General features: G+C 60.9%; 16 protein-coding genes and 1 pseudogene. 13 read left to right on the top strand and 4 right to left on the bottom strand.

Annotation, left to right across the window (positions count from 1 at the left end; translation table 11 throughout):
- The first annotated feature begins 261 nt into the window (after window positions 1-261).
- The 4 genes from HX814_RS22180 (at window position 262) to HX814_RS22165 (ending at window position 7,605) form a co-directional block, all read left to right on the top strand.
- Complete coding sequence (locus HX814_RS22180) at window positions 262-1,173, top strand: SDR family oxidoreductase (protein ID WP_008438591.1); 912 nt, start codon at window positions 262-264, stop codon at window positions 1,171-1,173.
- 485 nt (window positions 1,174-1,658) lie between these two features.
- Complete coding sequence (locus HX814_RS22175; protein ID WP_177008198.1) at window positions 1,659-3,449, top strand: DUF1302 domain-containing protein; 1,791 nt, start codon at window positions 1,659-1,661, stop codon at window positions 3,447-3,449.
- Between the two features lie 26 nt (window positions 3,450-3,475).
- Window positions 3,476-4,843: a DUF1329 domain-containing protein gene (locus HX814_RS22170; RefSeq protein ID WP_003212808.1), complete on the top strand. Its 1,368-nt coding sequence runs from the start codon at window positions 3,476-3,478 to the stop codon at window positions 4,841-4,843.
- 272 nt (window positions 4,844-5,115) lie between these two features.
- Window positions 5,116-7,605, top strand: a complete 2,490-nt coding sequence (locus HX814_RS22165; protein ID WP_177008197.1) for a LuxR C-terminal-related transcriptional regulator — start codon at window positions 5,116-5,118, stop codon at window positions 7,603-7,605.
- A gap of 155 nt (window positions 7,606-7,760) precedes the next feature.
- Here the strand turns inward: HX814_RS22165 and HX814_RS22160 are convergent, their stop codons facing one another.
- A complete protein-coding gene (locus HX814_RS22160; RefSeq protein ID WP_008438587.1) occupies window positions 7,761-8,549 on the bottom strand; it encodes an IclR family transcriptional regulator in 789 nt (262 codons plus the stop codon).
- A 119-nt stretch (window positions 8,550-8,668) separates the two neighbouring features.
- Here HX814_RS22160 and hmgA point away from each other — a divergent pair, with 119 nt between their 5' ends.
- The 4 genes from hmgA (at window position 8,669) to HX814_RS22140 (ending at window position 13,441) form a co-directional block, all read left to right on the top strand.
- Window positions 8,669-9,952, top strand: a complete 1,284-nt coding sequence (gene hmgA / locus HX814_RS22155) for a homogentisate 1,2-dioxygenase (protein ID WP_177008196.1) — start codon at window positions 8,669-8,671, stop codon at window positions 9,950-9,952.
- A 3-nt stretch (window positions 9,953-9,955) separates the two neighbouring features.
- Window positions 9,956-11,242, top strand: a complete 1,287-nt coding sequence (gene fahA / locus HX814_RS22150) for a fumarylacetoacetase (protein ID WP_102368145.1) — start codon at window positions 9,956-9,958, stop codon at window positions 11,240-11,242.
- A 12-nt stretch (window positions 11,243-11,254) separates the two neighbouring features.
- Window positions 11,255-11,890 (top strand): maleylacetoacetate isomerase, encoded by a 636-nt coding sequence (gene maiA, locus HX814_RS22145; RefSeq protein WP_177008195.1) that lies wholly within the window; start codon window positions 11,255-11,257, stop codon window positions 11,888-11,890.
- Window positions 11,891-12,055: 165 nt separating this feature from the next.
- Window positions 12,056-13,441 carry an aromatic acid/H+ symport family MFS transporter gene (locus HX814_RS22140; protein WP_177008194.1) on the top strand — a complete coding sequence of 462 codons (1,386 nt, stop codon included), beginning with the start codon at window positions 12,056-12,058 and terminating at the stop codon, window positions 13,439-13,441.
- On the opposite strand, the gene HX814_RS22135 is transcribed toward HX814_RS22140, so the two are convergent.
- Entirely contained in the window at window positions 13,365-14,168 is an 804-nt protein-coding gene (locus tag HX814_RS22135; protein ID WP_003212796.1) for a SirB1 family protein, read from the bottom strand. The genes HX814_RS22140 and HX814_RS22135 overlap by 77 nt on opposite strands.
- A gap of 186 nt (window positions 14,169-14,354) precedes the next feature.
- Between HX814_RS22135 and HX814_RS22130 the strand changes: the two genes are divergently transcribed.
- A complete protein-coding gene (locus HX814_RS22130) occupies window positions 14,355-15,374 on the top strand; it encodes a Glu/Leu/Phe/Val dehydrogenase dimerization domain-containing protein (RefSeq protein WP_010176963.1) in 1,020 nt (339 codons plus the stop codon).
- A 6-nt stretch (window positions 15,375-15,380) separates the two neighbouring features.
- Here HX814_RS22130 and HX814_RS22125 read toward each other — a convergent pair whose 3' ends face one another.
- Window positions 15,381-16,688, bottom strand: a complete 1,308-nt coding sequence (locus HX814_RS22125; RefSeq protein WP_087695181.1) for an acetamidase/formamidase family protein — start codon at window positions 16,686-16,688, stop codon at window positions 15,381-15,383.
- A gap of 217 nt (window positions 16,689-16,905) precedes the next feature.
- Here HX814_RS22125 and HX814_RS22120 point away from each other — a divergent pair, with 217 nt between their 5' ends.
- Window positions 16,906-17,631 carry a dienelactone hydrolase family protein gene (locus HX814_RS22120; protein WP_023659147.1) on the top strand — a complete coding sequence of 242 codons (726 nt, stop codon included), beginning with the start codon at window positions 16,906-16,908 and terminating at the stop codon, window positions 17,629-17,631.
- 190 nt (window positions 17,632-17,821) lie between these two features.
- Here the strand turns inward: HX814_RS22120 and HX814_RS22115 are convergent, their stop codons facing one another.
- Window positions 17,822-18,082 carry a YebG family protein gene (locus HX814_RS22115; protein WP_003212789.1) on the bottom strand — a complete coding sequence of 87 codons (261 nt, stop codon included), beginning with the start codon at window positions 18,080-18,082 and terminating at the stop codon, window positions 17,822-17,824.
- 465 nt (window positions 18,083-18,547) lie between these two features.
- Here HX814_RS22115 and HX814_RS22110 point away from each other — a divergent pair, with 465 nt between their 5' ends.
- The 3 genes and pseudogenes from HX814_RS22110 to HX814_RS22100 all read left to right on the top strand — a co-directional run bounded on the left by HX814_RS22110 (window position 18,548) and on the right by HX814_RS22100 (window position 19,979).
- Window positions 18,548-18,883: a DUF6124 family protein gene (locus HX814_RS22110; RefSeq protein WP_177008193.1), complete on the top strand. Its 336-nt coding sequence runs from the start codon at window positions 18,548-18,550 to the stop codon at window positions 18,881-18,883.
- A gap of 283 nt (window positions 18,884-19,166) precedes the next feature.
- Window positions 19,167-19,411, top strand: a pseudogene (locus tag HX814_RS22105) (phosphate-starvation-inducible PsiE family protein); the annotation flags it as partial.
- A 121-nt stretch (window positions 19,412-19,532) separates the two neighbouring features.
- Entirely contained in the window at window positions 19,533-19,979 is a 447-nt protein-coding gene (locus HX814_RS22100) for a phosphate-starvation-inducible protein PsiE (protein ID WP_177008192.1), read from the top strand.
- Window positions 19,980-20,086: the final 107 nt, after the last annotated feature.

Below are 20,086 nucleotides of genomic sequence, written 5' to 3'. Positions count from 1 at the left end.
GGGCACACCGAGCCTAAGCGAGGTGCCGAGTGGTGGGGCAAGAGCGTTTTGCTTACTTTTGCGCTGTTCAAAAGTGAGCCGCTGTAAGAGCGGAACCAATCGAAGCCGTTACCTAAATAACGGATATGTCCCCCATCTAACCCACACCAATCATCCCCCAGCCTTATCGCGCACCATTCACCCCCAACCGTATTTATTGTGACCCCAGGCCCCGTGCCTGACACTCAACCCATCCACCCCTAACCACCCCTGGAGTCCCCAATGAGTGAGCCTGTGCAGTTCCAAGACAAGGTCGTGATCGTCACCGGTGCCGGCGGCGGACTAGGCCGCGCCCACGCACTCCTGTTCGCCAGACACGGCGCCAAAGTGCTGGTCAACGATCTTGGCGGCTCAACCCAGGGCGAAGGCGCCAACGCCTCGGCGGCCGACCGCGTAGTGGCCGAAATCCGCGAAGCCGGCGGCATTGCCGAGGCCAACCACGACTCCGTCACCGACGGTGACAAGATCGTCCAGAACGCCCTCGACGCCTTCGGCCGCATCGACGTCGTGGTCAACAACGCCGGGATCCTGCGGGACAAAACCTTCCACAAAATGGAAGACAGCGACTGGGACCTGGTCTACCGCGTGCACGTCGAAGGCGCCTACAAAGTCACCCGCGCCGCCTGGCCCCACCTGCGTGAACAAGCCTACGGCCGGGTGATCTTCACCGCCTCCACTTCCGGTATCTACGGCAACTTCGGCCAGTCCAACTACGGCATGGCCAAGCTCGGCCTGTACGGCCTGACCCGCACCCTGGCGCTGGAAGGCCGCAAGAACAACATCCTGGTCAACGCCATCGCCCCCACCGGTGGTACACGCATGACCGAAGGCCTGATCCCGCCGCAAGTCTTCGAACGCCTCAAGCCGGAATTGATCAGCCCGCTGGTGGTGTACCTGGGCAGCGAGGCGTGTCAGGAAACCTCCGGGCTGTTTGAGGTGGGCGGCGGCTGGATCGGCAAGACCCGCTGGGAGCGCAGCCTGGGGGTTGGGTTTGATCCTGAAGCCGGGTTCTCCCCGGATGATGTCGCCGCCCACTGGCAGCAAATCTGTGACTTCGACGGGGCCGCTCACCCCAAGGACAACATCGAGGCCTTGAAGGAGATGATGGCCAACCTGCAGAAGTACAGCCTGTGATCATTACGTGAAAAAGTTTTAATCAAGCGGGGCGCCATGGCGCCCCGCTTTATTTCAGGCATAAAAAAAGCCGCTGCAAAGGCAGCGGCTGAAGTAAGACGTTTGATCAAGGAGCAATAAATCAACGTCAGTGAACACCGGTAACAGATTGAAAATATTGATCAATCCATAAAAAACTGGCTGTTCTTCCAGGTTCTGGAAGCGGGCGGTTTGCCCTGAAAGCCAGGCAAGAATAGGCTTTTGTTACAAAATGAAAAATAGCGATTCGAGACAAGGACTGTTACCAAACCCGCAACAGTGGCAATAACACTTCATCCATCCTCCTGATAATCCTTCATCCATCTCGTCCATGGCCTCTCCAAGACCCCGGCCAGAGCGCCCTCTCATCCTTTCGAGCGACAACACGAATACCTCCTTGGTGCGCTTATCGCTCCTGATCGCGGGCAGTAGGGTGGGGCCTTCTGTCACACCACCGGGGAAGACGCATGACAAAAACAACAATGCGCGCCATCTTCAGGCCACAGGCGCTGGCCGCTGCGGTTGCTTTGGGTTGCTGTGCCCAGGCGCACGCTGTTTCGTTCAACATCGGCGAGATCGAAGGGCAATTCGATTCCTCGCTGTCGGTCGGTGCCAGCTGGGGCATGCGCGATGCCGACAAGAAGCTGGTGGGCATTCCCAACGGCGGAACGGGCCAGGCTTCCACCGGCGATGATGGTCGCCTGAACTTCAAGAAGGGCGAGACCTTCTCCAAGATCTTCAAGGGCATCCACGACCTGGAACTCAAGTACGGCGACAGCGGCGTGTTCGTGCGCGGCAAGTACTGGTACGACTTCGAACTGCAGGACGAAGACCGCGAATTCAAGCAGATCAGCAATAACCACCGCGACGAAGGCGCGCGCTCTTCCGGCTACGAATTACTCGATGCATTTGTCTATCACAACTATTCCATCGGCGATTTGCCGGGCAACGTGCGCGTCGGTAAACAGGTGGTCAGTTGGGGGGAAAGTACGTTCATCGGCAACTCCATCAACAGCATCAACCCCATCGACGTTTCCGCGTTCCGCCGCCCTGGCGCCGAGATCAAGGAAGGCCTGATTCCGGTCAACATGGTGTTCGCCTCCCAAAGCCTCACCAACCAGTTGAGCGTGGAAGGTTTCTACCAGTTGAACTGGGAAAACACCGTGGTGGACAACTGCGGCACCTTCTTCGGTAACGACGTGGTGGCCCATGGCTGCAACGGCAACTACACCGTCGGCAGCCCGGCGATTGCACCATTGCAACCGGTAGCGGCGGCGTTTGGCCAGGGCTTCCAGGTTACGAAAGAAGGCGTAGTGGTGCAGCGTGCAAAAGACCGCGAGGCGCGCGATGGCGGCCAGTTCGGCATGGCGTTGCGCTGGCTGGGAGATGACACCGAGTACGGCCTGTACTTCATGAACTATCACAGCCGCACGCCCACCGTCGGTACCATCACCGCCAACACCAACCTGGCAACCATTGGCGCTATTGCCAACGCGGCCAACGGGATCGCCCCGGGTACCGGGGCCGGCCTGGCGCAAAGCACGATGCTCGGTCGCGGCCAGTATTACCTCGACTACCCGGAAAATATCCGCCTGTTCGGTGCCAGTTTCTCCACCACCTTGCCCACCGGCACCGCCTGGACCGGCGAAATCAGCTACCGCCCGAATGCCCCCGTACAACTCAACACCACCGACCTGACGCTGGCCCTGGTCAACCCGATTGCCGGCAACGCCGCTTCACCGATCAGCAGTTCCTTCGGTGCCGACAACGCCGGCTACCGCCGCAAGGAAATCACCCAGATCCAGAGCACCATGACCCAATTCTTCGACCAGGTACTGGGCGCCGAACGCCTGACCCTGGTGGGCGAGGCGGCCTTTGTGCACGTCGGCGGGCTGGAGGCGAAATCCAAGCTGCGTTATGGCCGTGACTCGGTCTACGGCCAGTACGGGTTCGGCGGCGACACCGATGGTTTTGTCACGGCCAACTCCTGGGGTTATCGCGCCCGGGCCATCCTCGATTACAACAACGTATTCGCCGGGGTCAACCTCAAGCCCAACGTGTCGTGGTCCCAGGACGTCAGCGGCTACGGCCCCAACGGCCTGTTCAACGAAGGCGCCAAGGCCATCAGCGTCGGCGTGGATGCGGACTACCGCAACACCTACACCGCGAGCCTGAGCTACACCGACTTTTTTGGCGGTGACTACAACACCCTCACCGACCGCGACTTCATCGCCCTCAGCTTTGGCGTGAACTTCTGATTTGGCTTAAGTAAGGACAAGAGACTATGCGCAAAATGATTCTGCAATGCGGGGTGTTGGCCCTGAGCCTGTTGGCCGCCAACGTGATGGCCGCAGTGTCGCCGGAAGAAGCGGCCAAGCTCGGCACTACCCTGACCCCGGTGGGCGCCGAGAAGGCCGGTAACGCCGATGGTTCGATCCCGGCATGGACCGGTGGCATCCCGAAAAACGCCGGGGCGGTGGACAGCAAGGGTTTCCTCGCTGACCCGTTCGCCAATGAAAAGCCGCTGTTCGTGATCACCGCCGCCACGGTCGACAAATACAAGGACAAACTCTCCGAAGGCCAGGTGGCGATGTTCAAGCGCTACCCGCAAACCTACAAGATTCCGGTGTACCCGACCCACCGCACGGTCAACCTGCCGCCGGAGATCTACGAGTCGATCAAGCGCAGCGCGCTCAACGTACACGCGATCAACGACGGCAATGGCCTGGAAAATTTCACCGGCAACCGCTACTACGCCTTCCCGATTCCGAAAAATGGCGTGGAAGTGCTGTGGAACCACATCACCCGTTACCACGGCGGCAACCTGCGCCGCATCATCACCCAGGCCACGCCGCAGACCAACGGCAGCTACACGCCGATCCGTTTCGAGGAAGAAGTGGCCGTGCCGCAACTGATCCCGGACATGGACCCGGTCAAGGGCGCCAACGTACTGACCTTCTTCAAACAATCGGTGACCGCCCCGGCGCGCCTGGCCGGCAACGTACTGTTGGTGCATGAGACGCTCGACCAGGTGAAGGAACCGCGCCTGGCCTGGGTCTACAACGCCGGCCAGCGCCGGGTACGCCGTGCGCCGCAAGTGGCCTACGACGGGCCGGGCACTGCGGCCGACGGCCTGCGCACCTCGGATAACTTCGACATGTTCTCCGGCGCCCCCGACCGCTACGACTGGAAGCTGGTGGGCAAGAAGGAGATGTACATTCCCTACAACAGCTACAAGCTCGATTCGCCGACTCTCAAGTACGACGACATCATCAAGGCCGGCCACATCAACCAGGACCTGACCCGCTACGAGCTGCACCGGGTCTGGGAAGTGATCGGCACGGTCAAGCCGAGCGAGCGGCACATCTACGCCAAGCGCCACATGTACATCGACGAAGACAGCTGGCAGGTGGCGCTGGTGGACCACTACGACGGCCGCGGCCAGCTGTGGCGTGTTGCTGAAGGTCACGCGCAGTTCTACTACGACCATCAGGTGCCGGCCTACACCGTCGAAACCCTGTACGACATCATCGCCGGGCGCTACATCGCCCTGGGCATGAAGAACGAAGAGAAGAGCAGCTTTGTGTTCGGCTTTGCGGCCAAGGCGGCCGACTACACGCCGGCAGCATTGCGCTCGGAAGGCGTGCGCTAAAACCTGATTGAAATGCGATGAAACTGTGGGAGCGGGCTTGCTCGCGAAGGCGGTCTGTCAGTTAAAGCATCAGTGACTGATACACCGCCTTCGCGAGCAAGCCCGCTCCCACATTTACGGTGTTCCACCTTTAGAACGAGTGCCGGGTGGCCTTTTGGCTCCCGGCTTTTTTATGCCCGCCAATCAGCCTGCTGAATACTCCTCAACAACCGCCAGCCACAGGACTAGGGTAGGGCGCACGCCGCCTAATAATAAAAAACAGGGACGCAGTAATGACCGCCATGACCCGTTGTCTGGATCGTCCTGGATTCATGCCACGCTTGTCTCCCCATCATCTGTTGCGCCCGCGCCTGGCCGTGCCGCTGCTCAACGCCACCGCGCGGGTGAAGTTGCTCTGCGCCCCGGCCGGCAGTGGCAAGAGTGCATTGCTCGCCGAGTGCGCGTTGCAGGCGCCTTCGCAGTGCCAGGTGTACTGGTTGCCGCTGAATGGCGTGGCCTCGGATTTGTGTCAGCGCCTGGCGCAAAGCCTTGGCCTCGACTTTGTTGATGAGCCCACCTTGCTGCTGGCCCTGAACCGCTGGCAAGCGCCGGCCTGGTTGTTTCTCGATGACTTCTGCCGCGTGCCGGCGCCTGAACTGGATGGGTTGCTTGACCGCATTCTGGCGGCCAGCAGCCCGGCCTTGACCTGGTGGATCGGCGCGCGGCGGCGGCCGGCCTGCAACTGGCCCCGGTTGTTGCTTGATGATGAGCTGTGGGAATGCAGCGCTGCCGAGTTGGCGTTTGACCCCAGCGAAATCCAGCACTTGGCCGGCCCCAGCGCCGACAAGGTATTGCAGTTCAGCGCCGGCTGGTGCGCCGGAGTGCGTATCGGATTGCTTGAAGGCGACGGGCACCCGGACAAAACCTTGCTCGACTACCTGCAACACGAACTGTTCACGGGCCTGGCGCCGGAATTGGCTGAGGCCTGGCGCGTGCTCGCGCACCTGCCACGCTTCAACCCGAGCTTGTGTGACCACCTGTTCGGCTTTGGTGACGGTGGCGACTACCTGCGAGACTTGCAGACGCTGGGCGCCTTTATCGAGCCCTGGGAAGAGTCCACCGACTGGCTGCAAGTCTTCCCGCCACTGGCCCAACTGATGCGCGCCGAACCCTGGCCGGCCAGGCGCTCCTGGCACCGGCGCGCGTGCCAATGGTTTACCGCCGCCGAGGACTGGCAAGCAGCGTTTGAGCAAGCGTTGCAGGCCGAAGAGTACGAAGTGGCCGTGAGCCTGTTGCAGCACTTCAGTTTTGAAGACCTGTTCCGCCAGCAAAATGCGGTGCTGTTGTTGCGCCTGCATGAGCAGCATGGCGATGAATTGATGCTGGGCTCGGCGCAACTGGTGGGCTTGGTAACGGCGGCGTTGCTGTTTGCCGGGCGTTTCGACCAGGCGGCGTTGTGCATTGACCAACTGGCGCGTTTCACTCCGCAACCGACCGCACACCTGCAGCGTTATCTGCTGGCCCGCTGGCAGGCGCAATGGGGCTGGCTGTTGCATCTGGGCGGCGAAGCCGCACGGGCCCGGGAGCATTTTCTCGAAGCCCTGCAAGACTTGCCCGAGAGCGCCTGGACGTCGCGCCTGATGTGCCTGTCGGGCCTGACCCAGCAAGCCTTGCTGCGTGGCGAGCTGGACGTGGCCCAGGCGCTGAACCGCGAGGCGTTGTGCCTGGCGCGCTCCCACGGCTCACTGCTGTTGGAGGCATTGTTGGAGCTCGATCATGCGCAGTTGCTGGAGCAGCGCGGCGCGCCGTATCGGGCCCAAAGCCTGCTGGAGAATGTGCAGCGCATGCTGGTGCAACAGCGGCTTAAAGCTGGGCCGTTGATGGGACGGATTTGCTTGCGACGTGGGCACCTGGCGCTGCGCCAGGGCCACGACGCCGTGGCCGCCGAATGCTTCGAATCCGGCCTGGGCATGTGCCTGCACAGCCAGGACAAACGCGTGCTCTACGGCTACCTGGGACTGGCGCTATTGGCCGCCAACAAGGGCGATTACGCCCAGGCGTTTATCCAGTTGCGCGACGCTGAGCGCCTGATGCAGCAACGCCAGGTGCCCGACACCGTCTATCGCGCCGTATTGCTGTTGCTCAGCGGGCATTTCTGGCTGCAACAGGGTCGCGCCGAACTGACCCTGGAGGCGGTGACCCGGGTGCTGCGGCACTACCGTGGCCCCAAGGCGAAACAAGCACCGCCGGCCACCCTGGAGTTGATCCCCAGGCTTGAATATTTGCAGGTGCTGGCCGAAGTGAAATTGCATCGCGCCGAAGAGCCTGTCGCCCGCCTGAGTGCGTTACTGGAGGCCGCCCGTCAGCGGGGCATGCTGTGCCTGGAAGCGGAGTTGCACTTGGTGCTGGGGGAAGTGGCCTGGGAAGTCGGCGATCGCCCGTTGGCCGTGCGCTCGCTGGAAGCCGGATTGGAACTGGCGGGGCGTTGCCAGGTACAGCAGGCGATTCGCGAGCTGCGTCTCAGGCAACCGGGGTTGTTGAGTGCATTGGGGCTGGAACCGCAGGAATGCCCGGCGGCGGCGGGGGAAAATCCCCTGAGCCAGCGCGAACTTGAGGTGCTGCAACTGATTGCCCAGGGCAATTCCAATCTGGAAATTGCCAGCCAATTGTTTATCTCGCTGCACACGGTAAAAACCCATGCGCGGAGGATTCACAGCAAATTGGGGGTGGAGCGGCGCACCCAGGCAGTGGCCAAGGCCAAGACGCTGGGCTTGATGGCTTGAAGCCATGCACTATTCGTCAAACAATGAAGATCAAATGTGGGAGCGGGCTTGCTCGCGAATGCGGTGTATCAGTCACTGATGCTTTAACTGACAGACTGCATTCGCGAGCAAGCCCGCTCCCACATTTTGTTCTGTTGTGTGCCTGATACTGAGCGTCAGGGCTGATAACCCATGCGCCAACTCACCGCCTGGGTCGCCGCCAGCAAACGCTTCGCCGCCGGGCCGTCTTCATCGGCATGGAACAGCGACGTCGGTCCCACCACGGTCAACACCGCCGCCACTTGCCCGACCGCGTTGAACACCGGCGCCGACAACGCGTCCACACCCGGCATCAGCAAACCATGCACAAAGTGCAAGCCGCGCTGGCGGATCTGCTCACAGGTGGTCGCGTATTCCTGGTCATCCGCCAACGCATGGGCAACGCCCGCCTGAATCTCCCGCTCGCGCAACTCCACGGTTTCCCGCGACGGCAGGAACGCACTGAACACCAGCCCGGTGGACGAACTGAGCAACGGCAACACCGAGCCCAATTGCGTGACCACCGTCACCGCGCGCACCGCCGGCTCGATGTGCACCACGGTCGCGCCCTGATTACCCCAGACGGCCAGGAAGCAGGTTTCATTCAACTCATCCCGCAGTTCCGCCAGGGGCAGGGCGGCGACTTTCAGCACGTCCATGCTGCCCAGCGCGGCCAGCCCCACGCGCAAGGCTTCGCGGCCCAGGCCGTAATGGTTGGTGGCGGTGTTCTGTTCGGCAAAACCCGAGGCAATCAGCGCCTGCAAATAGCGGTGGACCTTGCTCGCCGGCATTTGCACGTGCTCGGCCAGGCGCGACAACGAGGTGGCCGGCGACAGTTCAGCCAGGGCCTTGAGGATGTCGGTGCCCACTTCAGCCGAGCGGACTTTCTGTTTACCGGTGTCGCGGGGGGCGGGCGGCTTTTCCATGGAAGGCATGAATCCGAAAGACGAATGGGCGTCTTTATAGCTTGACGGTCAACAGGTATCAAATTACGTTATGCGTAACTGGATTACGATAAAAACAACTTCCGCTCAGAGGATGATCCATGACCCTCGAATACCAATCGGGTTTTGGCAATGAATTTGCCACTGAAGCCTTGCCCGGTGCATTGCCCGTCGGCCAGAACGCCCCGCAGAAAGCGCCCTACGGGCTGTACACCGAACTCTTTTCCGGCACCGCCTTCACCATGGCCCGCAGCGAAGCCCGGCGCACCTGGTTGTACCGCATCCAGCCGTCGGCCAATCACCCGGCGTTCGTCAAGCTGGAACGGCAATTGGCCGGTGGACCGCTGGGCGCTGTGACGCCCAACCGCCTGCGCTGGAACCCGCTGGATATTCCGGGTGAGCCGACAGATTTCATCGATGGCCTTGTAGGCATGGTCGCCAATTCCGGATCGGAAAAACCCTCGGGCATCAGCATCTACAACTACCGCGCCAACCGTTCGATGGACCGCGTGTTCTTCAACGCGGACGGCGAACTGTTGATCGTTCCCGAGCAGGGCCGCCTGCGCATTGCGACCGAGCTGGGTGTGCTGGAAGTCGAGCCACTGGAAATCGTCGTGCTGCCCCGCGGCCTGAAATTCCGCGTCGAACTGCTGGATGCCCAGGCCCGCGGTTACGTCGCCGAGAACCATGGCGCGCCACTGCGCCTGCCGGACCTTGGTCCTATCGGCAGCAACGGCCTGGCCAACCCACGGGATTTCCTCACCCCCGTCGCCCATTACGAAGACCTCAAGCAACCGACCACGCTGGTGCAGAAATTCCTCGGTGAACTGTGGGGCTGCCAGCTCGACCATTCGCCGCTGAACGTGGTGGCGTGGCACGGCAACAACGTGCCGTACAAATACGACCTGCGTCGTTTCAACACCATCGGCACCGTGAGCTTCGATCACCCGGACCCGTCGATCTTCACCGTATTGACCTCGCCCACCAGCGTGCACGGCCTGGCCAACCTCGACTTCGTGATCTTCCCGCCCCGCTGGATGGTCGCCGAAAACACCTTCCGGCCACCGTGGTTCCACCGCAACCTGATGAACGAATACATGGGCCTGATCCAGGGTGCCTACGACGCCAAGGCCGAAGGCTTCGTGCCCGGCGGCGCGTCGTTGCACAGCTGCATGAGCGCCCACGGCCCGGATGGCGAGACTTGCACCAAAGCCATCAACGCGACGCTTGAGCCCCACAAGATTGATAACACCATGGCGTTCATGTTCGAGACCAGCCAAGTGCTGCGTCCTACACAGTTCGCGCTGGAATGCCCGCAACTGCAACCTTCCTACGACGCTTGCTGGGCCTCGCTCCCTGCAACCTTCAACCCGAATCGGAGATAACCCATGACTCAGCCTAATCTCACCCGCAGTTGGGTGGTTTCCGCCAACGGTCACCGGGATTTCCCGCTGCAAAACCTGCCGTTGGGGGTGTTCAGCGTTAATGGCTCGGCACCGCGCAGTGGCGTGGCGATTGGCGAGCAGATTCTTGATCTGCACGCCGCGTTGGAATGCTTTGAAGGCGAAGCCCGCCGGGCCGTTGAAGCCACCGCTGGCGGCCAACTGAACGCATTTTTCGAACTCGGCCGTGGCCCGCGCGTGGCCTTGCGTGAACGCCTGCTGGAACTGTTGGCCGAAGGCAGCGACCAGCAAGGCAAACTGCAAGCTGCGCTGCACCCGGCTGCCGATTGCCAGATGCACCTGCCGGCCAGGATCAACGACTACACCGACTTCTACGTGGGCATCGAGCACGCGCAAAACGTCGGCAAGCTGTTCCGCCCGGACAACCCACTGCTGCCCAACTACAAGTATGTGCCGATCGGCTACCACGGCCGCGCGTCGACGATTCGCCCGTCGGGCACCGAGGTCCGCCGCCCGAAAGGCCAGACCCTGCCAGCCGGCCAGACCGAGCCGACCTTCGGCCCCTGCGCACGCCTGGACTACGAGCTGGAGCTGGGCATCTGGATCGGCCAGGGCAATGCCATGGGCGACTCGATTGCCATCGGCGACGCGGCTGATCACATCGCCGGTTTCTGCCTGCTCAACGACTGGTCGGCGCGGGATATCCAGGCCTGGGAATACCAGCCGCTGGGCCCGTTCCTGTCGAAGAGTTTCATCACCAGCATTTCGCCATGGGTGGTGACGGCTGAAGCCCTGGAACCGTTCCGCAAGGCACAACCGGCGCGCCCTGAAGGCGACCCGCAACCCCTGCCGTACCTGCTGGACAAGCGCGACCAGGCTGCCGGTGGTTTTGATATCGAACTGGAAGTGCTGCTGACCACCGCCTCGATGCGTGAGCAGAACCTGCCGGCCCATCGCTTGACCCTGAGCAACACCCAACACATGTACTGGACCGTCGCGCAGATGGTTGCGCACCACAGCGTCAATGGCTGCCAGTTGCAGGCGGGTGACCTGTTTGGTTCGGGCACCTTGTCGGGGCCGGAAGCCGGACAATTCGGCAGCCTGCTGGAAATCACCGAGGGCGGTAAAAAGCCGATCGAACTGGCCTCCGGCGAAGTGCGTAAGTTCCTCGAAGACGGCGACGAAATCATCCTGCGTGCCCGCTGCACCCGCGACGGTTTTGCCTCCATCGGCTTCGGCGAATGCCGGGGTACCGTGGTCGCGGCGCGCTGAGAGGGCAGGGCCATGGAACTCTATACCTACTACCGCTCCACTTCGTCCTACCGGGTGCGGATCGCGCTGGCCCTCAAGGGCCTGGACTTCACCGCCGTGGCGGTCAACCTGCTGGTGCCCAAGGGCGGCGCCAACCATCAGCCGGAGTACCTGGCGATCAACCCGCAAGGTCGCGTGCCGGCCTTGCGCACCGATGAGGGTGATGTGTTGATCCAGTCGCCGGCAATCATCGAATACCTGGAGGAACGTTATCCACAGGCGCCGTTGCTCTCCACGGATCTGGCAACCCGTGCCCATGAGCGCGCGGTGGCGTCGATCATCGGTTGCGACATCCACCCGCTGCACAACTCCAGTACCCAGAATCTGCTCAAGCAATGGGGGCACGATGAAGCGCAGGTGCTGGAGTGGATTGGGCACTGGATCAGCCAGGGCCTGGCGGCGGTTGAGCAGTTGATCGGTGATCAGGGTTACTGCTTTGGCGAGCAGCCGGGGATGGCGGATACGTTCTTGATTCCTCAGTTGTATGCGGCCGAGCGGTTCAAGGTGTCGCTGGCGGCATACCCGCGCATTCAGCGGGTGGCGGGGTTGGCGGCGCAGCATCCGGCGTTCATGGCGGCTCATCCCGCCAACCAACCGGATACCCCATAAATCTCCAGGCTCACACCGGCCAAATGTGGGAGCGGGCTTGCTCGCGAATACGGTGTATCAGTCAGCAGATGTATTGACTGGCATACCGCTTTCGCGAGCAAGCCCGCTCCCACATGTGATCTTCAGCGTGTCCAAAATATATAAAAACAATACAGGTCCCTTGCGATGCACAATCAGATTGCCAGCTTTCGTGCGGCACTCGACGCCCGTCCGGTGTCGCGCTATCAGTGGTTGATTCTCCTGTTGCTGGCACTGTTGCTGGTCACCGACGGCTACGACGCCCAGGTCCTGGGCTACGTAGTACCGGCGCTGGCCAAGGACTGGGGCCTGGAAAAAGCCGCGTTCGGCCCGGTGTTCAGCGCCAACCTGCTGGGGCTGACGCTGGGCTCCCTGGCCGTCACGCCGCTGGCGGATCGCTTCGGGGTGCGGCGCATCCTGCTGTGCTGCGTGCTGATCTACGCCAGCCTCACGGTGCTGATGGTGTTCGCCAACTCTCTCAATACCTTGATGGCCGCCCGCTTTATCTGCGGCATCGGCATGGGCGGTGCAATGCCCAGCGCCATGGCCCTCATGTCGGAATACTCACCACCCCGCCTGCGAACATTGATGGTGACGCTCGCCGCCTGTGGCTTTTCTTTCGGCGGTGCGGCCGGTGGTTTTGTCGCGGCCGGGTTTATCGACAGTTTCGGCTGGCAGGCGGTGTTCCTCGCCGGTGGTGTGACGCCATTGCTGTTGTTTCCGTTTCTTGCCTGGATGTTGCCCGAATCCCTGCCACGCCTGCTGCGTGATGCACCGCCGTATGCGCGCCTGCAGAAAGTCACCGCGCGAATGCTGCCAGGCTGGCAACCGCCGCCAGCGAGCGAGGCTGAAAACCGCCAGGAGCAAGGCAGCAAACTGACGGTGGTGGAGCTGTTCCGCCATGGTTATGCGCGCCCGACCTTGCTGCTGTGGGCGACGTTTTTTGTCAGCCTGATCCTGCTGTATTTCATGATCAGCTGGCTGCCTTCGCTGTTGCTGGAAAGCGGTTTGGGCCTGAACGAAGCCAATCTGGTGACCTCGATGTTCCTGTTCGCCGGGACCTTGGGCGCCATCGGCATGGCCTGGTTTGCCGACCGGCTCAAAAGCAAAGTGCGCCTGCTGTCCGGCGTGCTGGCAGCGGCTGCGGTGTGCACCATCCTGCTGGGGCTGAATCACGACAATCCGCGCTATCTGGTGGCCTGCGTGTTTGCGGCGGGCTTCTGCATCATCGGCGGTCAACTGACCCTGAACGCGTTCGCCAGTAACTTCTACCCGGCTCACGTGCGGGCCACCGGTACCGGCTGGGCGCTGGGTGTCGGGCGGTTCGGGTCGATCCTCGGGCCGCTGTTCGGCAGCCTGCTGCTGGCGATGCACATACCGGTGCAGCAGATTTTCTTCTTCTGCGCGATTCCGGCGGTGATAGCGGCGTTGTTGATTATCCAGGTGCGCTCGCCAGTCAATGCACCACAGAGTTCGGCGGCAAATGGCCCAGCCGTTCGGTCAGGCGTAGACGCTGGATCGGGTCTTCGCTGAGCATCAATGCGTGTTCCAGGTCAAAACGCTCGGCGTTCGGGCAATCCAGGCGCTGATACAAACTGGCCCGGGCCAGATAATCAGCGGCGCTGGCATTGCCCAGCTCCAGCACGCGTTCGGCATCCACCAGAGCGGCCAGGTGGTCGTCGTTGGACAGGTGCAACTGGCGCAGATTGCGCGACAGCCGTTGCAGGATCGATCGCGGCTCGGCGGTGTGCAGGTGGTCGGCCTGCAACTTGAGATTGGGCCCGTACTGGCGGGTCAGCAGGTCGCGGCAATCGTTGGGGTACAGGCGTCGGCCGCCGCAGGGGTCGAGCAGGTGATCGGCGCCCGGCACGCGCAACAGGAAGTGCCCCGGGAAGTTGACGCCGACCAAGGGGATGTCCAGGCGCCGCGCCAGCTCCAGGGCAATCAGCCCGAGAGCCAGCGGCTGCCCGCGTTTACGCTTCAACACCTTGTCCAGCAGCGCGGCGGCGGGGCGCAGCGGGGTGTGGTCATCCTGGGCGAACCCCAGGTCGTTCATGCGCCGCAGCAACGGTTGTCCGAGTTCATCCGCCGGCAGCATCGGCATGCTGAGGCTGACCAATTGCTGCAATACCTTGAAGTCCTGCAGGATGGCCAAGGGGTCCACCGCCGGGTCGTGCTCGGCCGCCATCCACAGCGCGGCTTCAAACAGCGCGGGCGGTGAGCGTTCCAGGCAGGCAAAAAAGGCGTCGCGGGGCTTCATTGGGTTCTCCGGCGGATGTCTCGTTTTAGCCTTGCTGTGAACTTTCGTCCAGTGCCTTAAGACAGGTCCTACCTGTTTATGTCGCAAACCCTTTAAAACCGGTGGTCTTATTCCTGCGCGCTTCAGCAGGGTTTTGCTGGCAGTCCTATACTTGGCGCCTACCAGAAGTGATTCGGGAGCTTGACGATGTTTGCGCTCATGCACAGCACCCGCCTTGAATCGCTGCACCTGAGCGTTGACCCGGCCACCGGGTTGAAGGCGGTCATTGCCATCCACAACAGCCGCCTGGGTCCCGCCCTTGGAGGCTGCCGCTACCTCTCTTACCCCGACGATGAAAGTGCCGTGGCGGATGCCGCGCGCCTGGCGCAGGGCATGAGCTACAAGGCCGCGCTGGCCGGTTTGCCGGTGGGTGGCGGCAACGCGGTGATCATCCGCCCCGCCCATGTGGAAAGCCGCGCGGCATTGTTTGAAGCCTTCGGCCGCTGCATCGAGCAGCTGGATGGCCGCTACATCACCGCCATCGACAGCGGCACCTCGGTGGCCGACATGGATTGCATCGCCCAGCAGACCCGCTATGTCACCAGCACCACGGCGGCCGGCGATCCCTCGCCCCACGCGGCGATGGGCGTGTTCGCCGGCATCCGCACCACCGCGATGGCTCGCTTGGGCAGCGATAACCTGGAAGGTCTGCGCGTGGCGATCCAGGGCCTGGGCAACGTCGGTTATGCCCTGGCCGAGCAGCTGCACGCCGCCGGGGCTGAATTGCTGGTGAGCGACATCGACCACGGCAAGGTGCAACTGGCCATGGAGCAACTGGGTGCGCACCCGATTGCCAACGAAGCCTTGCTCAGCACTCCGTGCGATATCCTTGCGCCCTGCGGTGTGGGCGCGGTGTTCAACCGCTACACGGTCGCGCAGTTGCGATGCGCAGCGGTGGCCGGCTCCGCCAGTGCGCAACTGACCAACCTGCAAGTGGCCGATCAGTTGGAAGGGCGTGGGATTCTTTACGCGCCGGACTACGTGATCAACTCCGGTGGGCTGATCTACGTGGCCCTCAAGCACGGCGGCGCGGAGCTGGAAACCATCACCGCGCACCTGTCGAACATCGGCACACGCCTGACCGAGATCTTCGCCCATGCCCAGGCTGAAAAACGCTCACCCGCGCGGGTAGCGGATGAGCTGGCGGAGCGCTTGCTGTACCGCTGAGGCGGGTCAAAGCTGATATTTCTCCCGGGCCAGTTGGCCCACGCCCATACGATCAAGGATGTGCATCGGGCACAGAATCGTGACCCGCACGGTTCCCGGCAGGCGGCTGATTTCAATCGAGCCGTTGATGGTCGCGCGGTTGCGCACTTCGTCGAGCGGCAGCCCGGTCACGGCGGCGGCGCGTTCCAGTCCGTTGTCTGTCGCGACGTTGAGATTGGTCCCACTGCCGATGAAGGTGATGGGCGCGTTCTCCTCGATCTCCACCTGGCCCCAGCGCTCCCCCAGTGCCTTCACCCGCAGGCGTTGTTCCGCGGTCATCGGGCGCGCCATGGGCGGCAGGTCATCGAGGTTTTGCAGCAGGATCGGCCCGTCCAGGCTCAGGCCCTTGATCACCTGCACCGTCAGTTCGGTTTCCCCCGACACATCGGTGGCATGCCCGGCAATTTCGCCATTGCCCTGTTGAGCATGCATATCGCCCATGTACACCCCGGCGCCGGGGACCTTCACCGGGCAGATCAGGATGCAGCCTTCGCGCACGGAATTGGTGTCCATGTGGCCATCGGTTTTCGCGGCGTGCAGTTCATCGTGGGTCATGCTGTAGCGATGGGGCGCGCCCACCAGGTACTGGCCGAAGTCGCCGCAGTTGTGGGAATCCGGCAGATCCCGTGAAGGCGTGGTGCCGATGTTGCCCAGGAATGGGCGCATATGCGCGGCCAGGCCCGGGATATCGGCGCGGGCCAGGGACAGGATCGAGTGCTGGGCAGACAGTTCGGGTAGCGCCGACAGGTCCGATGCCTTGCCGGCCAGGCGATCCGCCACGGCCTGGTTGACCGTCAGGCTCACCTGATGCTCGGCATCCAGAACGATCACGTAACCATTGCTGAAACGAAACGCACTGACCTCGGCGCCACAGGCATCGCAACGAATGGCGTCATCGCCAATGCCTTCGACGTGGCTGGCGGGATGCTCTTGCCCGCAGTTGGAGCAGAACTTCGCGACGAACGGGTCGCCGTGGTAACGCCCTTCGACAAAACTCATGACCCCCGAGGACGTGGCCAGGGAGGTGACGCGCATGCGCTTGATCTTCAGCGCCACCGCGTCGCCGATGTCGGCGCCGGCGATGAACACGGGCTGGGTCACTTCATGGCCACCCTCAAAGGCCGGCGTGATCATCGGGCCCCAGCAACCGGGCGGGGTGCCGGTGATCAAGGTGCCACCGTCGGCCAGCGGGCCGAGCATTTTCTGGCTGGGGCCGAGCAGCCCATTGGTGTAGGAGGTGACGGTGAGACGGTCGACAGAAGGGAGGTTATTCATTTTATTTTCCGGGCCCTGGGTGATTGAATGTTGAACAGGCTTCATCACTTAAGCGCCGATGTGTATCTGTCGTGTGTCGCGCTGCCGCGATTGCCGGTACGTGTGTATCTCAGGGGCATCCATACACACTCTGATACACCCGCAGTGGCGGACACGTGCAAATACAGATATCTCTGTTATCGGCTTATTTTTTCAAACCCATCAGAACGAGGTTGGCATGTCCAAACAAACAGCAGGGCGCTCCAGCGGGCGCATGATCACCTTCAAACGCCCGGATGGCGCGGACGTCAACGGCTACCTGGCCAGCCCGGCGGTACTCGAAGGCGCGCCGGCGATCGTGGTGATCCAGGAATGGTGGGGCGTAAACGATCAGATCAAGGGCGTGGCCAATCGACTGGCCGAATGCGGTTACCGCGTGTTGGTGCCGGACCTTTATCGCGGCGCGTCGACCGTGGAAGAGGAAGAGGCTCACCACCTGATGGATGGGCTGGATTTTGGTGACGCGGTTTCCCAGGACATCAAGGGTGCTGTGCAGTACTTGCAGGCGGATTCGAAAAAAGTCGGTGTGACCGGTTACTGCATGGGCGGGGCGTTGACATTGCTGGCGTTGAACGCGATTCCGGAAGTGGCTGCGGGCGTGGTGTGGTACGGCTTCCCGCCGCTGGAGTATCTGGATGCTTCGAAGATCAAGGCGCCGCTGATCGGGCATTGGGGCACGCAGGATGCCTTCTTCAATATCGACACCGTGGCGGAGCTGGAGGCAAAACTGCATGCTGCGGGTGTGGACGCGACTTTCCATCGCTACCTGGCGCGCCATGCGTTTGCCAACGAGACGGCGATTGGTGATGGTCGGATTGCAGACACGCAATACGATGCCGCCTGGTCGCAACTGGCGTGGGACCGCACGTTGACGTTCTTCGGCAAGACCTTGTGGCAGGCATGACACATGTGAAAGGCATCAACGCATAACCTGTGGCGAGGGAGCTTGCTCCCGCTGGGCTGCGCAGCAGACCCAAAAGCTTGGGAGCGCTGCGCACTCCAGCGGGAGCAAGCTCCCTCGCCACAACAAGCTCCCTAGCTACAAGTAAGCGCCCTCTGCCACAGCAAGCCCTTTCGCCACTACTGGCAATGCATCACTCAGCCGCTGGCTGCCCAATCTCCGCCAATGCACTCGCATTGTTCTTGAACGCCGCCGCAAACGCCGCGCGGTTCTTGGCCATGAAAATACCGGCATCTTCTGCCTGCTTCTCGCTCAAGCCTTCGACGTTTTTCAACAGCACTTCCATCAGGGACTCTGCCAGTTCAAGCATCTGGTCGTGTGCGTCGGCAAGTTTGCGATCCACGAATGTAGTCTCCAGGTCACGGGTACTGCGATACAGGGTTTCAACAGCCATTTTTCGGCCTCGTCATCGGTGCAGTATTGAAGGGAGTTGCCCTTGGTTCGAGTGTCGCCAAGCGTTTTTGCGACTACTGTATTTATATACAGCTAAAAGCATAAGCCAATCCATGGGCTTTGGGTAGTGGCTTTTTAATGTAGTTGGAATCCGGGGGTTTGCAGCAAGAGAAATTTCTGACAACTTGCCGGGGTTGCGCCGGTTTCGTCCGTTCGCTTACCTTCCTCGGGCGCTGCAAATGCAGCGGACGGGCTTGGCGGCTCGGTAACGAAAGGCGTAACAACGTCCCAACAAGATTGCAGACGCTTCGTGGCGTTTGTATTCCTGTGTCATGACGGGTTGCGCATGGACCCTTCGGGGTGCCGGTTTTCTTCTTTCGTACCGGTCCGCCAACCTTGTGCAATCCGTCACCCAATCTGCTTGGCGGCAGATGGGGACGGCCCTTAATACGAAAGAGTCTGTGCCATGAAAAAGCTTACCCCGAGTCCCCCTTACGATTCACACACTGACACCCGTCTTCAAGCCGCAGCCAACCGCGCGATTGATCACTATCTGCGCCCTGAAACACCTGAACCACCTCCCGAAACCTCCTCGATTCTTTTCAGCGTTACGCCCAATGCCGACACGGAAACTTTACTCGCCAATGCCAGCGAAACCTTGAACAGTGCCCGTGAAATGGCCTGTAGCTTGGCTTTTGAGCTTGAGGGGCCACAGCGCAGCTTGTTGCTGGCGATCCATCAACTGCTGGAAATGAGTGGTTTGTTGGTTGATCAGGCGTTGGACCAAGTCGCCCCGACCTGACCTGAATCACCCGGTCACCTGGATCGTTCCCACGCTCTGCGTGGGAATGCATACCGTGACGCTCCGCGTCACCTCTACCCGAAACCCTGGGGCATGGGACGCGGAGCGTCCGGGGCGGCATTCCCACGCAGAGCGTGGGAACGATCATCAAGCAGCAAGATAAGTGCCTCATATCACCCCGCCACCATCTCACTTCCTGTTCCCTGGCCTTTTTTCTGCATGCAGAGAAACCGTCACGTCCAACCCGCATTATCCGGTCGAGCCGACCTAAGGAAGCATCATCGTGAAAATCAACTGGGCTGAAACCTGCGCAAGACCGTGCACCAACTGGCCGAGTCCTTGGGAAATCTGTTCGTCGAGACGTTCCACTACCTGGCGTTGTTCGCCATTGGTGCGGTGACCGCCTATGCCGCGGTGATGGAATTTCTGGGGATGCTGGAGACGGGGCACATCAAGATCGATGACATCTTGCTGCTGTTCATCTACCTGGAACTGGGGGCGATGGTCGGGATTTATTTCAAGACCAACCTACCTGAATCTAACATTTTTTGGCTTGGGCCAAAAAACGTCTGAAAGCCGCGTGTCTGCTGGGGGGAGTACGCTTGACGCTTGCTTTGCAAGATTTTTCTTTAATTGAAGGTAATGAGTGATGAACGAGATTCGTGGAATTGAGAAGCTACGCAGGAGTCTGCATGGTGGGGCTGATTCGTTGGGTAATCTCCTTGTAGAGGCATTTCATTACTTAGCCCTATTTGGCATTGCTCTGATAACAGTCTGGGCGGCAATAAGTGCTTTTGTGGGAATGATCGAGCAAGAAAAAATAAGCGTTGACGATATTCTGTTGCTATTCATTTATCTAGAATTGCTAGCAATGTCTGGCATTTATTTTAAAACAAATCATATGCCCTTGCGATTTTTGCTATATATCGGAGTGACAGCATTGATTAGGCTTTTGATTAGTGATGTTTCACATCATAATGCGCCGGATTTGGGTGTTATTTATGTGTGTGGAGGTGTTTTGCTTTTGGCAGTTTCGATTCTTGTTGTTAGATATTCGTCCTCAAAGTTTCCATCGATTAAAGAAAAAATTGAGTAATATTATAAAGGTTGCGAGGGGGCGGAGTTTCGTGGGTTTATGAATTTTGATATTTTGGCGAGGAGGCAAGAGTTTTCTTTGCGGATATTGTTGTGTGCTATAAATGC

This window comes from Pseudomonas sp. C8002 (assembly GCF_013385765.1).
GTDB lineage: Bacteria > Pseudomonadota > Gammaproteobacteria > Pseudomonadales > Pseudomonadaceae > Aquipseudomonas.
The sequence above is the reverse complement of the archived record's forward strand: the minus strand, read 5'-3'. Positions and strand labels throughout refer to the sequence as shown.

What these genes read in the sequence shown, in the direction of transcription:
- HX814_RS22180 (WP_008438591.1), top strand. Translation starts at nt 262, where the DNA reads ATGAGTGAGCCTGTGCAGTTCCAAGACAAGGTCGTGATCGTCACCGGT.
- HX814_RS22175 (WP_177008198.1), top strand. Translation starts at nt 1,659, where the DNA reads ATGACAAAAACAACAATGCGCGCCATCTTCAGGCCACAGGCGCTGGCC.
- HX814_RS22170 (WP_003212808.1), top strand. Translation starts at nt 3,476, where the DNA reads ATGCGCAAAATGATTCTGCAATGCGGGGTGTTGGCCCTGAGCCTGTTG.
- HX814_RS22165 (WP_177008197.1), top strand. Translation starts at nt 5,116, where the DNA reads ATGACCGCCATGACCCGTTGTCTGGATCGTCCTGGATTCATGCCACGC.
- HX814_RS22160 (WP_008438587.1), bottom strand. Translation starts at nt 8,549, where the DNA reads ATGGAAAAGCCGCCCGCCCCCCGCGACACCGGTAAACAGAAAGTCCGC.
- hmgA (WP_177008196.1), top strand. Translation starts at nt 8,669, where the DNA reads ATGACCCTCGAATACCAATCGGGTTTTGGCAATGAATTTGCCACTGAA.
- fahA (WP_102368145.1), top strand. Translation starts at nt 9,956, where the DNA reads ATGACTCAGCCTAATCTCACCCGCAGTTGGGTGGTTTCCGCCAACGGT.
- maiA (WP_177008195.1), top strand. Translation starts at nt 11,255, where the DNA reads ATGGAACTCTATACCTACTACCGCTCCACTTCGTCCTACCGGGTGCGG.
- HX814_RS22140 (WP_177008194.1), top strand. Translation starts at nt 12,056, where the DNA reads ATGCACAATCAGATTGCCAGCTTTCGTGCGGCACTCGACGCCCGTCCG.
- HX814_RS22135 (WP_003212796.1), bottom strand. Translation starts at nt 14,168, where the DNA reads ATGAAGCCCCGCGACGCCTTTTTTGCCTGCCTGGAACGCTCACCGCCC.
- HX814_RS22130 (WP_010176963.1), top strand. Translation starts at nt 14,355, where the DNA reads ATGTTTGCGCTCATGCACAGCACCCGCCTTGAATCGCTGCACCTGAGC.
- HX814_RS22125 (WP_087695181.1), bottom strand. Translation starts at nt 16,688, where the DNA reads ATGAATAACCTCCCTTCTGTCGACCGTCTCACCGTCACCTCCTACACC.
- HX814_RS22120 (WP_023659147.1), top strand. Translation starts at nt 16,906, where the DNA reads ATGTCCAAACAAACAGCAGGGCGCTCCAGCGGGCGCATGATCACCTTC.
- HX814_RS22115 (WP_003212789.1), bottom strand. Translation starts at nt 18,082, where the DNA reads ATGGCTGTTGAAACCCTGTATCGCAGTACCCGTGACCTGGAGACTACA.
- HX814_RS22110 (WP_177008193.1), top strand. Translation starts at nt 18,548, where the DNA reads ATGAAAAAGCTTACCCCGAGTCCCCCTTACGATTCACACACTGACACC.
- HX814_RS22100 (WP_177008192.1), top strand. Translation starts at nt 19,533, where the DNA reads ATGAACGAGATTCGTGGAATTGAGAAGCTACGCAGGAGTCTGCATGGT.